Origin of the sequence: Proteiniclasticum sp. (assembly GCF_003514505.1) — a bacterium.
Lineage (GTDB): Bacteria > Bacillota > Clostridia > Clostridiales > Clostridiaceae > Proteiniclasticum.
Map to the genome: position 1 here is coordinate 1 of NZ_DOPX01000012.1, position 14435 is coordinate 14435.

Annotated in this window: 20 protein-coding genes; all 20 read right to left on the bottom strand. The window is 43.3% G+C overall.

The features are described 5' to 3' along the window. Positions 1 to 97: 97 nt before the first annotated feature. Positions 98 to 1279 carry a bifunctional phosphopantothenoylcysteine decarboxylase/phosphopantothenate--cysteine ligase CoaBC gene (gene coaBC / locus DEF30_RS03320; protein WP_294096495.1) on the bottom strand — a complete coding sequence of 394 codons (1182 nt, stop codon included), beginning with the start codon at positions 1277 to 1279 and terminating at the stop codon, positions 98 to 100. A gap of 2 nt (positions 1280 to 1281) precedes the next feature. Continuing rightward, positions 1282 to 1500 (bottom strand): DNA-directed RNA polymerase subunit omega, encoded by a 219-nt coding sequence (gene rpoZ, locus DEF30_RS03325; RefSeq protein ID WP_031572859.1) that lies wholly within the window; start codon positions 1498 to 1500, stop codon positions 1282 to 1284. Continuing rightward, positions 1497 to 2114 carry a guanylate kinase gene (gene gmk, locus DEF30_RS03330; protein ID WP_294096497.1) on the bottom strand — a complete coding sequence of 206 codons (618 nt, stop codon included), beginning with the start codon at positions 2112 to 2114 and terminating at the stop codon, positions 1497 to 1499. The genes rpoZ and gmk overlap by 4 nt, the downstream gene beginning before the upstream one ends. Beyond that, positions 2104 to 2379 (bottom strand): extracellular matrix/biofilm regulator RemA, encoded by a 276-nt coding sequence (gene remA, locus DEF30_RS03335; protein WP_031572863.1) that lies wholly within the window; start codon positions 2377 to 2379, stop codon positions 2104 to 2106. Before remA ends, gmk begins: the two co-directional genes overlap by 11 nt. Before the next feature lie 10 nt (positions 2380 to 2389). After that, the gene (locus DEF30_RS03340) at positions 2390 to 3268 is read right to left on the bottom strand and encodes a YicC/YloC family endoribonuclease (RefSeq protein ID WP_294096502.1); all 879 of its coding nucleotides are present in this window, start codon (positions 3266 to 3268) and stop codon (positions 2390 to 2392) included. Between the two features lie 24 nt (positions 3269 to 3292). Beyond that, positions 3293 to 4300 carry an asparaginase gene (locus DEF30_RS03345; protein WP_294096504.1) on the bottom strand — a complete coding sequence of 336 codons (1008 nt, stop codon included), beginning with the start codon at positions 4298 to 4300 and terminating at the stop codon, positions 3293 to 3295. Next, positions 4297 to 5433: a class I SAM-dependent RNA methyltransferase gene (locus tag DEF30_RS03350; protein ID WP_294096506.1), complete on the bottom strand. Its 1137-nt coding sequence runs from the start codon at positions 5431 to 5433 to the stop codon at positions 4297 to 4299. Before DEF30_RS03350 ends, DEF30_RS03345 begins: the two co-directional genes overlap by 4 nt. Then, positions 5433 to 6206, bottom strand: coding sequence for an exodeoxyribonuclease III (locus tag DEF30_RS03355; RefSeq protein ID WP_294096508.1), 774 nt, complete (start codon positions 6204 to 6206; stop codon positions 5433 to 5435). The genes DEF30_RS03350 and DEF30_RS03355 overlap by 1 nt, the downstream gene beginning before the upstream one ends. A gap of 1 nt (position 6207) precedes the next feature. Further along, positions 6208 to 6750 carry a bifunctional pyr operon transcriptional regulator/uracil phosphoribosyltransferase PyrR gene (gene pyrR / locus DEF30_RS03360; protein WP_294096510.1) on the bottom strand — a complete coding sequence of 181 codons (543 nt, stop codon included), beginning with the start codon at positions 6748 to 6750 and terminating at the stop codon, positions 6208 to 6210. Positions 6751 to 6909: 159 nt separating this feature from the next. Further along, positions 6910 to 7815 (bottom strand): RluA family pseudouridine synthase, encoded by a 906-nt coding sequence (locus tag DEF30_RS03365; RefSeq protein ID WP_294096512.1) that lies wholly within the window; start codon positions 7813 to 7815, stop codon positions 6910 to 6912. Further along, entirely contained in the window at positions 7816 to 8262 is a 447-nt protein-coding gene (lspA, locus tag DEF30_RS03370; RefSeq protein ID WP_294096513.1) for a signal peptidase II, read from the bottom strand. It lies immediately after the preceding gene. Continuing rightward, the gene (gene aroF, locus DEF30_RS03375) at positions 8259 to 9053 is read right to left on the bottom strand and encodes a 3-deoxy-7-phosphoheptulonate synthase (protein WP_294096515.1); all 795 of its coding nucleotides are present in this window, start codon (positions 9051 to 9053) and stop codon (positions 8259 to 8261) included. The genes lspA and aroF overlap by 4 nt, the downstream gene beginning before the upstream one ends. A gap of 3 nt (positions 9054 to 9056) precedes the next feature. After that, positions 9057 to 10013, bottom strand: a complete 957-nt coding sequence (locus tag DEF30_RS03380; protein WP_294096517.1) for a 3-dehydroquinate synthase family protein — start codon at positions 10011 to 10013, stop codon at positions 9057 to 9059. A gap of 146 nt (positions 10014 to 10159) precedes the next feature. Next, entirely contained in the window at positions 10160 to 10717 is a 558-nt protein-coding gene (locus tag DEF30_RS03385) for a DivIVA domain-containing protein (protein WP_294096519.1), read from the bottom strand. Between the two features lie 21 nt (positions 10718 to 10738). Next, positions 10739 to 11497, bottom strand: coding sequence for a YlmH/Sll1252 family protein (locus tag DEF30_RS03390; RefSeq protein ID WP_294096521.1), 759 nt, complete (start codon positions 11495 to 11497; stop codon positions 10739 to 10741). After that, positions 11497 to 11958 (bottom strand): cell division protein SepF, encoded by a 462-nt coding sequence (gene sepF, locus DEF30_RS03395; protein WP_294096523.1) that lies wholly within the window; start codon positions 11956 to 11958, stop codon positions 11497 to 11499. Before sepF ends, DEF30_RS03390 begins: the two co-directional genes overlap by 1 nt. Before the next feature lie 18 nt (positions 11959 to 11976). Then, entirely contained in the window at positions 11977 to 12642 is a 666-nt protein-coding gene (locus tag DEF30_RS03400) for a YggS family pyridoxal phosphate-dependent enzyme (protein ID WP_294096525.1), read from the bottom strand. Between the two features lie 12 nt (positions 12643 to 12654). Beyond that, complete coding sequence (locus DEF30_RS03405; protein ID WP_294096527.1) at positions 12655 to 13371, bottom strand: DUF881 domain-containing protein; 717 nt, start codon at positions 13369 to 13371, stop codon at positions 12655 to 12657. After that, on the bottom strand, positions 13364 to 13708 hold the full coding sequence (locus DEF30_RS03410) for a small basic family protein (protein ID WP_294096528.1): 345 nt from the start codon (positions 13706 to 13708) through the stop codon (positions 13364 to 13366). Before DEF30_RS03410 ends, DEF30_RS03405 begins: the two co-directional genes overlap by 8 nt. Continuing rightward, a complete protein-coding gene (locus DEF30_RS03415; RefSeq protein WP_294096530.1) occupies positions 13705 to 14421 on the bottom strand; it encodes a DUF881 domain-containing protein in 717 nt (238 codons plus the stop codon). The genes DEF30_RS03410 and DEF30_RS03415 overlap by 4 nt, the downstream gene beginning before the upstream one ends. Positions 14422 to 14435: the final 14 nt, after the last annotated feature.

Below are 14435 nucleotides of genomic sequence, written 5' to 3' on the forward strand. Positions count from 1 at the left end.
CCACTTGACAGGGAGCAGTTCACAGAGGGTGCTTTTTCCTGTAAAATATATTTTTTCATCTGTACACTGCCATGATGTTTTAAAGCTCCCTGAATATTTAGTGAAACAGCTTCTGAACCTCATCTAGGATCAGTTCCGCAGTCTCTTTTTTGGAAAGCTCTCCCAGTGGAATGATATCACCGGATCTATGATAAAGAGTCACATCATTCTGGTCCTCTCCAAATACTTTTCCATGAGAAATGTCATTGGCACAGATTAGATCCAGATTCTTCTTCTTGAGTTTCTCTAGCGCATTCTTCTCAATATCTTGAGATTCGGCGGCAAACCCTACAAGAACCTGCTGGTCTTTCTTGTCCCCTAGACTCTTCAGAATATCAAGATCCTTGACGAGCTCAAGATGAAGTGTTTCTCCAGTTTTCTTGATCTTTTCTGCAGCGTATTCCTTCACTTTATAATCAGACACCGCTGCAGCCATAATCACAGCATCCGCTTCTGAAAACCGCTCTTGAAGAGCCTTGGCCATGGCTTCATTTGTCAGTGCTTTCACTGCCTGAACACCTTTGGGAAGTTCCTCGGTCACATGCCCATGAATGAGCGTAACTTCCGCTCCTCTTTCAAGAAGCCTCTCTGCCAATGCAATCCCCATTTTCCCGGAGGATCTGTTTGTAAGAACTCTCACTGGATCCAGTGGAGCTTCTGTACCGCCAGCTGTAACCAGTATGCGTTTTCCGGCAAAGTCTTTCTTTGGGTAAAGAAGCGCCATGATTTCCGTGAAAATATCCTGTACCAAAGCAAGCTTCCCTTCCCCCACATCACCACAGGCCAGCCTTCCCTGTCCAGGGCTGACAAAGGTGTAGCCCAGAGATTTCAGTTTGTTCATATTCTCGACAACCATCGGATTGCTGTACATATTGGTATTCATCGCAGGTGCAATCAGAACCTTGGCACGGGTTGCCATGACAGATGTGGAAATAAAATCATCAGAAATGCCATGGGCCAGTTTACCGATGATATTCGCTGTAGCTGGTACCACAGCAAATACATCTGCTTTTTTCGCTAATGATATATGAGCAATTTCATACGCCTTTGGCTCATCAAACATATCTGTGATGACAGGATTCTGACTGAGACTCTGGAAAGACAGCGGTGTGACAAACTCTTGTGCAGATTTTGTCATCGCCACATCCACATTGATATTCTGCTTCCGAAGCAAAGAGACCAGCTCCAGTGCTTTATAAGCAGCGATACCACCAGTTACTCCTACCACTACATTTTTCATGACTATTTCACACCATCTTTTAGGGTTTCATATTCTATCAGTCCTGCATTGACTTCATTGACCGCCACGGTAAGAGGGTTCACACTGGTTACAGGAATCAGTGGTTCCTGTCCATCGATGATCTGTCTTGCTCTTTTGGATGTGAGTGTGACAAGTCTGTATCTGTTCTCCACCTTTTCCAGCAGTTCTGTTACGGATGGTTCTATTAATGAGCTCATTATAATTCTTCCTCCTTTAAGGTTAAAATTTCATTGGTTACTCGGGTAACACGGCACCGTTCTGCACGAACAATGCACATGAGGTCACTGTATGCCTGTTCCACCGTGTGATTGGTGATGGCATAATTGTACTTGGATACATAGTTGATTTCATTGTAGGCAGATTTGAATCTTGTAAGCAAAGATTCGGGGGTTTCGCTGCCTCTGCCGATGATTCTCTTTTTCAGTTCGTTCATGGATGGGGGCAGGATAAAGATAAAAATACCTTCTGATGTATTATCCTGAACATTCAGTGCTCCCTGAATATCAATCTCAAGAATGACATCAAATCCTTCTGCCAGCTTCTCCTCCACCTCTCTTCGAGGAGTTCCATAATAATTGCCATATACTTCGGCATATTCGAGAAAAGCATCCTCTTCAATTCTCTTCAGAAACTCTTCTTTCGAGACAAAGAAATAACTTTCCCCATGCACTTCTCCTGCCCGAGGCGCCCGTGTCGTCATGGATACAGAATTCCACACATGATTTTGGCAGTGCTTTTTATATGCTTCACAAACGGTACCTTTCCCTGCACCGGAGGGTCCTGATATCACCAGGAGAAGTCCTCTACTCATCAATACCTACCTCATCAATCACATCTTCTTTGGTCTCAAGTCTATGGGCAACAGTTTCTGGTTGAACGGCAGACAGAATAATATGGTCTGAATCCGTTACAATCACTGCCCTGGTTCTTCTGCCATAGGTTGCATCAATCAGCATCCCACGTTCTCTGGCTTCCTGGATGATTCTCTTAATTGGTGCAGATTCTGGTGATACAATGGCAACTATTTTATTGGCAGAAACAATATTTCCAAATCCAATATTCACTAAGCGGATGTTCATTTTCTCACCTCTATTCAATATTTTGCATTTGTTCTCTAATTTTCTCAATCTCGTTTTTAATTGAAAGAACCAGGTTGGTAATCTCAATATCAACGGATTTCGACGCCATGGTGTTTGCTTCCCGGTTCATCTCCTGGGCAAGGAAATCCAGTTTTCTGCCCACGGGTTCCTCTTCCTTGAGAAAATTCTCCAGCTGCTCCATATGAGAGGACAGCCTTGTTAGCTCTTCATCAATACTTGCCTTGTCTGTATACATGGCAACTTCCAGTGCCAGTCTGGACTCATCCACAGGCACTTTCTCCAGAAGCTCTTCAATTCTCTTTTCCAGTCTATCTTTATAAAGCGGAATCACGAGCTTGTCGCGTTCTCTGATTCTGTCCACAAGAGCGATGATGCCTTCTTTCTTCTGCAGCATATCATTCTTCAAGGATGTACCCTCAACTTTTTTCATCTCAAGCATCTTTAGAGAAGCCTCTCTCACGGCATCTTCAAGAAGGGACCATATTTCCTCAATATTCTCTTCTTTTTCCTCCGTAAAGATTACATCCGGAAATCTTGATACCAGAGAAACAGAGATATCATCTTTTAGAGAGAAGGAATCTTTAATGGAGTTCAACGCATCCACGTACCCCTTCGCCAGATGAAGATTGGTCTGAACCGCCAGATCTTCCTTTGCATAATTTCTATAGGTGATAAACACATCCAGCTTCCCTCTGGAAATCACCTTTGAGATTTCTTTGCGGACCCTGTCCTCCAGAGACATGAGACTCTTAGGCATTCGAATGGAAAAATCAAGGTATCTGTGATTCACCCCTCTCATTTCCACCAGAAAACTTCTTTTTTCATCCTCTGCCATTCCTCTGCCAAACCCTGTCATACTCTTTATCATAGCACACCTCCAAACTTCGTAGGACTAACTGCTCCACTCACTGTCTTCCATATAAAGGTCTTTTTCAAACCAGTCTCTCACATCTTCTGCTCTATGATACAGGGACAACGCGACCATAAGTTTGATTCTTGCTTTTTGTCCGGGGAGTGAATCCCCGAAGATAACGCCCATGGTTCTCAGATGTTTACCGCCACCCTCGTAACCATAACTTCCATACACTCTCCCCTCATAACATCTGGACACAATGACCACATGGATGCCTTTAGAGAGCGCATACCGAATCCCTTCCACCATCTGAGGTGGTACATTACCACGTCCGAAGGCTTCAATGACAATCCCCTTCGCGCCCTGGTCCGCGAGAAACTTCAGGTAGGATGAATCCATCCCTGCTACAGTTTTCACGAGAGCTACCGCCGTTTCCAGCACATCGATGTCTTCTACCTGTCTCACGTCATTGCTTCTGTAGTAAATCACTCTATTGTTGTCCACAATCCCAAGAGGTCCAAAGGAAGGAGTACGGAAGGCATTCAGGGACAGTGAGTTTGTTTTGGTCACTTCTTGCGCTGCGTTGAGTTCTCCATTGAGACACACAAGCACACCGCGTCCTCTGGACTCTTTGGAAGAAGCGGTGACGATAGACTGCGCGAGATTTGACGGACCATCATACCCTAGTTCAGATCCGGAACGCATCGCTCCAGTAAATACGATGGGTATTTCAGTATCAATGGTCAGATCAAAGAGAAATGCTGTTTCTTCTAATGTGTCTGTCCCATGGGTGATCACAACCCCATCCGGATTTTCCTCTTCCATGATCTTCAAGGTGAATGCTCTCAGCTCCATCATCTTTTCCATGGTCATATGGGGGCTGGGAAATGAACTGAAATTATAGGACTTGACTTCCGCATGCTTCTCAATTCCAGTGACCATGTGCATGATCTCCTCCCCCGTAAGGGAAGGAACCGCAGCTTTGATTTTAGGATCTACTTTCATGGAGATGGTACCGCCGTTGAATATCACTACAATTTTCTTCATACATCCGCCTCTTTCTTCTTCTCTGCAAAATACTGATAGAGATATGTTTGAATTCTTCCATTGTACAGTTTCCTGTTCTTGTGGGCCTTCTTGCCAAAAGTCTTCTCAAATCCTTCTAAAGCTGTAAGAATATACATTTCGTAGTCTTCATGCACAGCTTTATCTCTTCCCATTTTCTCCATGAGCTTTCTCACATGCTCATCCTCCAGAAGACGCTCCCCATAAGGAGGATTTGTGATGATGGTTACATCTTTTTCTGTAAACCTGTGCTTCATATAGTCAGAAGGCAGGAAATAAATATGTTTGAACACCCCCGCTTTTTTGGCATTCATCTTAGCCGTAGAGAGTACATAAGTATCAATATCATACCCGGTAATGGGAAACTTGATATCCTTGATCTGGCTTCTGGCCCCTTCACGTACTTGCGGGAAAATATCCTTTGGAAAGCTTGGCCAAGTTTCACAAACAAAATTCCGCTCCATATTGGGTGCCATGTTTTTAGCAATCATAGCGGCTTCAATGAGGATCGTTCCTGAACCACAAAAAGGATCGATGAGAGGCCGATTCCCATCATAGCCAGAGATCAGAACAAGGGCTGCCGCCAGTGTCTCTTTCAGAGGCGCTTTTCCTGAATGTTCTCTGTAGCCACGTCTGTGAAGCCCTTCGCCAGAGGTATCCAATGTAAGGGTGGCTAAATCTTTTAGAAGACCGATTTCAATCTTGAAGACAGCCCCGGTCTCCGCAAACTGTTCCCGGTCGTAGGTTCTTTTCATGGACTCCACTACGGCTTTCTTAACGATGCTCTGGCAGTCCGGCACGCTATAGAGCTTGCTCCTCACAGATTTACCTGTGACATGCATTTTGCCGCTCACTGGGATGATCTTTCCAAAATCCACTGCCTTAGTTCCCTGAAAAAGTTCTTCAAAGGATTCCGCTCTGAATTCAGCCAGTTTGATGAGTACTCGTTCTGCTGTTCTCAAATGAATGTTGCATATGGCAATATCCATTTCGTCTCCATAGAACTCTACTTTTCCGTTCTCCACGTGGAGATCATCATATCCCAAAGCTTTCAGCTCATTGGACAATATCTTTTCAATGCCGAAGGCACAAGTGGCGATGAGTGTATACTCCATTACTGCTCTCCTTTAAGTGTCAGAGATAACGGACAGTGGTCTGACCCCATAATATGGTTGTAGATTTCCACATCTTTAATCTCGGGCAGCACGTTTTCTGATACAACAAAGTAATCTATTCTCCAACCGGCATTTCTGTCTCTTGCTCTAAATCTCTGATCCCACCAGGTATAAATCACCTTATCCGGGTTTTCTCTCCTGTACACATCCACATAACCATGGCTCAACAGCTTCGTAAACCACTCTCTTTCAATATCGAGAAATCCTGATGTTTTTCTGTTGGACTCTGGATTTGCAAGATCAATCTCCTCATGAGCAACGTTGAAATCTCCGGTTATTATGACTTTCTTGCCTATTTCCTTTAATGAATCAAATTTCATGAGAAGATCTTCATAAAACTTCATCTTATAAGCCAGTCTTTCTTCTCCACGGCCACCATTGGGGAAATAGATGCCAAAAATCGCATATTCTCCCACATTCACCTGAAGGACTCTTCCCTCAACATCATATTCAGGTATCCCTGAGCCTTTAATAATCTCATCTACAGGAACTCTGTTATAAACCGCCACAGAAGAATACCCTTTTCTTTCTCCTGAATGCATGGTCAATGTGTATCCCAAATCTTTAAGTAGAATTTCCTCTTCCAGCTGATGCTCTTGCATCTTAGTTTCTTGAAGAAACAGAACGTCAGGATTCAGTTCCTCAACACTCTCTCTGAAACCTTTTTTCATAATTGCCCGAAGGCCATTGACATTCCATGATACTATTTTCATGCTACCCTTCCTTTGTGTATATTTCCACAGCGTTTTTCCCATCAATCTCTTCGAGCATTACTTTGATCATTTCATTTCTTGAAGTAGGTACATTTTTACCCACATAATCTGCACGAATAGGCAGTTCCCGATGCCCCCGGTCAATGAGTACCGCGAGCTGAATGCTTCTTGGTCTTCCATTTGCGGTGATGGCATCCAGCGCTGCCCGCACAGTTCTTCCTGTGAACAGCACATCATCCACCAGGACCACTTTCTTATCCTTGATAGAGACTTCAATCACATCATTTTTGATTTGGGGACTCTCGTAGTCTTCCTCCAGGTCATCCCGATAAAGAGTTATGTCCACACTGGCAACAGGAAGTGACACATCTTCAAAATTCAAGATGTTTTCCCGAATTCTTTCAGCCAAAGGAACGCCTCTTCTTTTAATGCCCACAAGGACCAGGTCCTGAACTCCTTTGTTCTTTTCTACAATCTCATGGGCAATTCTCACAAGTGCCCTTTCAATGGCTTTTTCATCTAATAATGCTGCTTTAAACTCCATAGTTCTTCCGCAAAGCACAGCTTCCGGAAATGACACCACCTTTTTATTTTGTCCGGCAAACTGCCGGCTCACTATCCTTTTATTATACTGAAAAATCCCAGCCTAGGGCTAGGATTTGTTCATTACTTGTTAACAATATTCATGTTTTATTTATATTATTCAATCCATTCGGTGAAGCTTCGCCAAAAAATCTCTGAACTCCTTATGAACGGGAGTATGAAACATCAGAAATCCTTTGTCAGGTGTCTGAAAACCTAAGGCAGCTGCATGGAGAAGCTGTCCCTTTACAGGGTCTTTCTTATGGCCATAGGTGAAATCGCCTACAAGAGGATGGTGAATGGATGCCATATGAACCCTGATCTGATGGGTCCTTCCAGTTTCAAGTGAAGCCTCAATGAGCGTATAGCCTTTGTAGCGTCTGATGACTTTATAATGGGTCACTGCCCGTTTTCCGTCTGGAACAATCCCCATCTTAAGCCTGTCATTCTTTGACCTTCCAAGAGGTGCATCCACAGTACCTTCCTCCAGCTTCACATTGCCATGCACCAAAGCATAATATCGTCTGATCATGCTGTGATCTTTCAGCTGATGAGACAGATAACCATGGGCTTGATCATTTTTGGCTACAACCAGTATTCCAGTGGTATCCTTGTCGATCCGGTGTACAATGCCAGGCCTCAGTACTCCATTGATGCCAGAAAGATCTTTCACATGGAAGAGCAAGGCATTCACCAGGGTATCATGATAGTTCCCCACTGCAGGGTGAACCACCATACCTTTTTCCTTATCCACCACTAATAGGTCTTCATCCTCGTAAAGAATCCGGAGAGGAATGTCTTTTGCGGTAATTTCCAGTTCACTTAGTTCTGGCAGTTCCACTAGGATTCCTTCCTGGGACTTGATCTTATAGGATGACTTTCTGATTCTGCCCTCCACAGTGATGCATCCATCCTCTATAAGCTTCTGAAGATAGGATCTGGAAAGATCCGGCAGTTTTTCACGAAGGTACACATCCAAGCGGAGTCCTTCTTTTTCATCCTCCACAAGATACTGTATTTCTTCCACTTAATCCACTTCCTTTATGATATAAAGAATAAGCAGCCCAGTCCCAACGGTGATACAGATATCCGCCACATTGAATGTGGGAAAGTAATAGGTGTTTTTCCAGTGCCAGGAGATGAAATCCACAACAAACCCGTAGCGGAGCCTGTCAATGAGGTTTCCGATGGCCCCGGTTAAGATCAGTGCTGTACTGATGGTCAGGAGTTTTGTTTTCTTCTTTGTTTTCTGATACATCACAAAAAGCACCGCCATGATAATCATAGTAACAAAAGCCAGAAGATAGACTCTTCCCTGAAAAATACCAAAAGCCGCCCCTCTGTTTTCCAGGTAAGAGAAATCGAAGAATCCTTCAATGACTGTGATATCCGCTTTTCCTTTCAACGTGTCAATGGCCCAGATTTTGGTGACATAATCCAGCAGCATACCCAAAATAAATATCAAATAAATCATCTGTACCTCCATAACTCTTTCGATGTCTTCATTATTTCTTCCAGCACTTCCATTGAGATGGTCTGCTGCGCATCCGAGATGGACTCGTCTGGAGCAATATGGCTTTCAACCATCAGCCCATCTGCCCCTGCCATAATCCCTGCGAGGGCCATAGGCTTTACGAGAGATCGAACTCCAGTACCATGGCTCGGATCCACAAGGACAGGCAGCCTGCAGTTCTCCTTGAGGTAGGCCACTGAGTTTAGATCCAGTGTGTTTCTTGTGGTCGTTTCAAATGTCCTTATCCCACGTTCACAAAGGATCACTTTTTCATTGCCCGTGTTCAGTATATATTCTGCAGCACTGACCCACTCAGCCACCGTAGCGCTGAATCCTCTCTTGAGTACGACAGGTCTGCCCAACTTTCCCACTTCCTCAAGAAGTACATAGTTATACATATTTCTGGAACCAATCTGAATGAGATCCACAAAATCATCCACTTTTTCCAGGTCACGGACATCCAGGATCTCTGTTGAGATCACAAACCCAAACTCTTTTTTGATGGTTTTTAGGATTTCAAGCCCCTCATCTTTCAAACCTTGAAAATCATAAGGCGACGTTCTGGGCTTAAACGCCCCTCCTCTAAGAACATCTACCCCCAAAGCTTTAAGCTTCGTTGCAATGACTCTCATTGTATCCAGATTCTCCACAGAGCAGGGTCCTGAAAAAATCAAAAGATCTTCTCCCAGCACCTTCTCTCCAATATTGATTTTTACTTTTCCCTTTGATAAATCCATACTCTTTTGTATCATCTCTTACTCCATAATCACGAATAAAGCAGAACGAATCCTTTCTTCTGCCACACTTTGTTTGATTTCCGGACAACCCACTTCACTTAACAGGGTGAAACGAAGGAAGTCATCATTCTTTTTATCTTTTTTGATATAGTCCAGCAGCTTCTCCACAGGCAAGTCATCCACTGCAGTAACCATGCCGAATCTTTCCATGATAGACCGGGTTTGTGTGCGGATGTCACTGCGAAGTCCAAAGAGATCCTCACTGAGTTTCAGCTCTGTCAAAATCCCCAACGCCACGGCTTCTCCGTGGGTAAGAGTCTTCGGATAAACCGCTTCAAGACCATGTGCGATGTTATGCCCAAAATTCAAAACATTCCGCTGACCCCGATCAAAAAAATCTCGAGAGACCACATCAATCTTGATTTTCAGTCCCATCTCAACATAGGGTCTTACTTGAAGATTCTGCAATGAAACCTCCTTCTCCAGTAGAGAAAGGATTGGCTCTTCTCCAATTAAACCATACTTCAAAATCTCTCCCATACCGCTTTTCAGATGTCTCTCTGGTAAAGTGGTCAAAAACTCTGTACAGATAAAAATCTCATCTGGTTTCTTGAATGTGCCGATATAGTTCTTCACACCCTTATAGTTCACACCACATTTTCCTCCTACTGTACTGTCACACATGGCGAGCAGTGTCGTCGGAAGGAGAATCAGAGGGATTCCTCTTTTAAATGTTGCAGATGCATATCCAGCCAAATCCCCTGTGATGCCTCCGCCAATGGCAACAAGAGGCTCCACAGTCTGATGCTTAAATAAAAACTCATAGAGGTTCTCTGTCTCCTCCAGTGTCTTTCTCGATTCCGAAGCGTCGAGCAGGTAGACTCTTTTGTCTTGTATGTACTCTCTGAGCACTGGCCAGCTTTCATATACATTCCGGTCCACAACAAATAGAGCCCTTGATGGAAGTCTTTCCAAAGTGCTCTTTACAGATAAGCAAAACTCTATGTGTTCATTTCGAAATATATCTTCTATGCTCCTCAGTCCTTTCAAAAGTTATCTTATCACAGGAAATCTTCCTTCACAAGAAAAGAGACTTTATTTCAAAGTCTCTTTCATCTGTCTCATCCTTGAACTTCTTCAAACAGCTCAGCAGAGTCTCCCTCTTCAAAGAGATCTTTTGGTGTAAGGCCTGAAACCTGCATCGAGCTGGATCCTAAGGTTCCCTTTTCAATCTCCTCAGAATTTGTCTTGAAGGAGCTCATCTGACCTTCCAGGAAACTGAGGACACGCATCTTAAAATTTCCGAAGTCCATACGGTATTTTTCATATTCTCTTTTCAGCATTTCATTTTCACGATTTGCGTTTTCTATGATTGCCTGTGCTTTCTCCTTTGCATTCTCAAGAATATGCTGTGCTTCCTTCTCCGCTTGAATCTTCGTTGCATCTGCAGTATTCTGTGCGAGTACCAGTGTACTTTGCAGTGTCTTTTCCAGGCTCGCATAATGTTCTATTTTTTCATTATATGCTTCAAGCTTATCTTTCAGACTGGCATTTTCCCTATATAGAGCTTCAAAATCCTCCACGACCTCATCCAAAAACTCATCTACTTCATCCGTGCTGTATCCTCTCATGGTTCTTTTAAACTCTTTGTTGGTAATTTCCACTGGTGTTATCTTCATGTCCACGCCCTCCTCTTACTGCTATAAAAACTTATAAAATTCCATTCTTAAGTTTCCTTTTTGTGTTTCCTTCAACACTTCTCCGACCTTAAACTTCCCTTTCCGTCTTATGGTCAGAGTGTCCTCTGGTTTCAGCTCTTTTGATTTCTCTTTACATTCCTGATAATTGAGCAGCACAAGTCCCCGATCAATGAGCTCCACTGCTTTTCCCCTGGATGTCTGTGCAAGCTCTGCAACAATCACATCCAGTCTCTTTGAAGCAACAACTGCTTCAAATTTCTGGAGCGAAGGCTTAAGCTCTTTCACTTTTTCCTCATAGGCATAGAGCGTTGTTTCCACTGGACACTTTCCTGCGGCATAAAGGTGCTCCTTCACATAAGAACCCATTTCCTCAAAAACGATAACATAAGCCACATCCTGCTGTACAAACAAGTCCCCAAACTTGTCTCTCTGGATACCCAGCCCCAACAATGCTCCCAAGTAATCCTTGTGTTCAAGCTTTACCGCAGGCTGAAGGTTTTTGATTTCTAAAATCTTTAATGGGGATAAACCTTCCCAGTTCACACAAAAGATTCTGCGCTCTAGAAACTCTTCTCCCAGAACGGTGATGTGTCTAAACTCCTTCATCTTTATTACAGCACTCCATACTAGAGGCGTATAGAATTCTTCTACAACAAAGGGGAACTCATAATTTCCTGCTCTTACCAAGGCTTCGAAAAGCTTTGCCATTCTATAGGTGTCCTCATTATTGAAAGCCCTTACAAAGCTTTGTTTGTCCATTACTTCCAGTTGAGAAGTCCTTTAAGTGAACTCTCTTCCTTTGCTTCTCTTGAAACTTCCACTGTGGAAGGAGACAGCACATACACCCCATTTTCCACTTCCTGAAGATCCCCACCAAGAGCATAGGTGGAACCGGCGATGAAATCCAAAAGTCTCTGTGCGGTACGGGGTTCCAGTCCTGATGTGTTCACGACAACAATCTTATTTGCTTTAAGGCTGTCAGAGATCTGTGGTGCCTCATCAAAGGTATTTGGTTTGATGATGTGAACCTTTGTCTGGCCGCCATGGAGGTTCACCACTTTGTTTACTTCTTTTTGCTCTCTTCTTCTTCCTAAAACAGAATAGCTTTCCTTCGGAACTTCCATCTCTTCTTCCTCATACTCTTCCTGATCGTAGTCGTCATAAAGTTCTTCATCTTCAAAACCCATCATATTTTTAATTGAGCTTAGCATCTTTCCCATTTTTCTTTCCTCCTAAAATTAAATCGTATAGTTTCTAGCGCCAAAAATACCAGTTCCAACTCGAATCATGTTTGATCCTTCCTCCATTGCCGTCACATAATCCATCGACATCCCCATACTAAGCACCTCCATGGTGAAACGTTCCTGTCTGACCTGGGACAATTTTTGAAAAAGCTCGTACATCTTTTTGAAGTATTTCCTGTTTTCCTCTTCACTTCCTTGAGGGATAATGGCCATGAGTCCTCTGACTCTGATATGTTTTAGATCTTTTAAAAGCGTTACGAACTCTTCTAGATCATCTGTAAGAATACCGGCTTTCTGAGACTCTTCCCCAATATTCACTTCAATCAGTGTATCCACAAGAATGCCCGTTTTTTCTGCTCTTTTATTAATCTCAAGAGCTAAGGACTCCCGATCCAAAGATTGAATCAAATATGTCTTGCCTATTACTTTTCTCACTTTATTGGTTTGCAGCCCACCAATCAGGTGCCAACGGATGTCCTTTGGCAGAAGCTCATATTTTTCTTCCAGCTCCTGGACTTTATTCTCACCAAAATCACGGATTCCTTCTTTATACGCTTCCATAATCTCTTCAACGGATTTTGTCTTCGAAACCGCAATCAATGTCACGTTGTCCTTCAGTGTGCTTCTAATTTCCTCTAAGTTCTTTCTGATATTTGACAATAAGCACGCCTCCTATTCGTTTGATTCTTCTAGATATAATGGAAATATTTCATCAATGGAACCATCCAGTGTCATGATCGGACGTTTCTCTACTGAAATCTCAATTCCTCTATGTTGCAGATTGGCAATCTGGTTATACTCATTTGCAGTATATGGATCAAGTAGTTCTCGGTCTCCTACCACCTTCAGAACAAATGGTGCAGGAAGCTTCTCTCCATTGATGGAGATAAAGGCTCCACTGCAGAAGATTTCTGAGGTCTCAGTTACCCTCTGACCATTGATCTCAATGGTTTCAGCGCCATGTAGGTTCAGCTCGTTGAGAAGTTTCAGCATATCCTCATTGTGAATGATCCTAAGCCAGCTTTCCATGGATCCTGGAACTTCAGAATCCTTTGCTTTTCCATCTCTCATGGTAAGGATAATACCTTCGCCCTGGACGCTTTCATAACCGAGGAGTCTGCTGTTTCTTCTGTACTCCAGTTTCAGCTCCTCATAGATGTTTTCAAAATCCTCCACATTCTCCCTATAACCTTCAAGTTTTCGTTCATAATCGAGATTTTCCTCTTTCAATCTCTCGATTTCACTCCGAAGACTATTTCTGAGCTCTACTTTGTCTCCACGATCCAGTTCCACTTTATAAAGGTTCATCTTCCCTGCCACCAGCGATACCATGACTGAAAGTCCCATACCGATGACAACAGACCCAATGAATACACTCACTTTACGCATCTTCATGAAGATACCGTTCAATCAGCATTCGTCTGATTACCGCAAAATTATTGAAGATTCTGCTGCCAAACACAATCACCGCTGCAAGATACATGGGAATACTGAGCTGATCCCCAAAATATGTAAGGACCACAGCAATGACCCCATTGCCGAAAAAACCAGAAAGGAAAATCATCTGATCAAAATTATGAGCAAGATAAGCCTTCCATGCTCCGATGACGGAGTCGAAACAAGCAAGAATTGCTACCGCCACATAGATACTGTATACATCAGGGATTTTAACATTCAATGAGAATCCCAGAAAAATTCCCAGCAGCAGTCCCAGAATTACAATCATGGACGCACCTCCTCCATACTGTCTGTTCTATAAGCCTTGTTATACTTAGGGATAAGAATATGGTCTTCAGAATGAAACCTGATGTCATAAAATTCCAAAGCATAGTAGGAAAGCACTCCCTGAAAAGCCATGGCCCCTTTGAGTTTTTCAGGATCCCCAACGGCTCTTATGACCACCTCATCTCGTGGAGAGACCTTTTCGTCATTAACAAGAATATAGCTGTTGTTGGCACTGGATTGGATCCCTGTCTGGATGGTTACCCTTTTATCATTGATGCTGATGGCTTCCGCTCCAGCAAACTTCAGTTCATTGACTAAGTAGATCAGCTCCAAATCTGTCAGATAGTTGAAAGTCTGAGGATTAAGGCTGGCGTCTGTCGGTCTTAGGGTCATCACAATACCAGGTCCTTTTGCGTCCACCATTCCAAGAAGAAGCCTTGAACGATCCAGTTCCTGTTTAAGAAGCGCATGGGCTTCACTGGAAGAAGCAGCAGCAGTTTCGAAATTTTTCACATCCTGTAGAAGTTTCCGATTCTTTTGAAGAAGTTCCTCTTTTTCCCCTTCCAAGGTGGCAATCTCCTGAAGAAGCAGTTCAGTTTCTTCTATGGTCAACGTTCGAACAGGTTCCTGTCTTTGCTGATACTGATAGGTAAGCAAAAAACCCAGTATCAGGAAAACAACTGCAACCAGCCATTGGTTATTTTTCTTGTTCATGTTCATCTGTCACC

Excerpts from the sequence above, each read along its gene's own strand:
- remA (WP_031572863.1), bottom strand. The coding sequence starts at position 2,379 with ATGAACATCCGCTTAGTGAATATTGGATTTGGAAATATTGTTTCTGCC.
- DEF30_RS03355 (WP_294096508.1), bottom strand. The coding sequence starts at position 6,206 with ATGAAAATAGTATCATGGAATGTCAATGGCCTTCGGGCAATTATGAAA.
- DEF30_RS03345 (WP_294096504.1), bottom strand. The coding sequence starts at position 4,300 with ATGAAGAAAATTGTAGTGATATTCAACGGCGGTACCATCTCCATGAAA.
- DEF30_RS03405 (WP_294096527.1), bottom strand. The coding sequence starts at position 13,371 with ATGCGTAAAGTGAGTGTATTCATTGGGTCTGTTGTCATCGGTATGGGA.
- pyrR (WP_294096510.1), bottom strand. The coding sequence starts at position 6,750 with ATGGAGTTTAAAGCAGCATTATTAGATGAAAAAGCCATTGAAAGGGCA.
- DEF30_RS03410 (WP_294096528.1), bottom strand. The coding sequence starts at position 13,708 with ATGATTGTAATTCTGGGACTGCTGCTGGGAATTTTTCTGGGATTCTCA.
- DEF30_RS03390 (WP_294096521.1), bottom strand. The coding sequence starts at position 11,497 with ATGGACAAACAAAGCTTTGTAAGGGCTTTCAATAATGAGGACACCTAT.
- sepF (WP_294096523.1), bottom strand. The coding sequence starts at position 11,958 with ATGGGAAAGATGCTAAGCTCAATTAAAAATATGATGGGTTTTGAAGAT.
- lspA (WP_294096513.1), bottom strand. The coding sequence starts at position 8,262 with ATGATTTATTTGATATTTATTTTGGGTATGCTGCTGGATTATGTCACC.
- DEF30_RS03385 (WP_294096519.1), bottom strand. The coding sequence starts at position 10,717 with ATGAAGATAACACCAGTGGAAATTACCAACAAAGAGTTTAAAAGAACC.
- DEF30_RS03415 (WP_294096530.1), bottom strand. The coding sequence starts at position 14,421 with ATGAACAAGAAAAATAACCAATGGCTGGTTGCAGTTGTTTTCCTGATA.
- coaBC (WP_294096495.1), bottom strand. The coding sequence starts at position 1,279 with ATGAAAAATGTAGTGGTAGGAGTAACTGGTGGTATCGCTGCTTATAAA.
- DEF30_RS03350 (WP_294096506.1), bottom strand. The coding sequence starts at position 5,433 with ATGGAGTATACACTCATCGCCACTTGTGCCTTCGGCATTGAAAAGATA.
- DEF30_RS03340 (WP_294096502.1), bottom strand. The coding sequence starts at position 3,268 with ATGATAAAGAGTATGACAGGGTTTGGCAGAGGAATGGCAGAGGATGAA.
- aroF (WP_294096515.1), bottom strand. The coding sequence starts at position 9,053 with ATGATACAAAAGAGTATGGATTTATCAAAGGGAAAAGTAAAAATCAAT.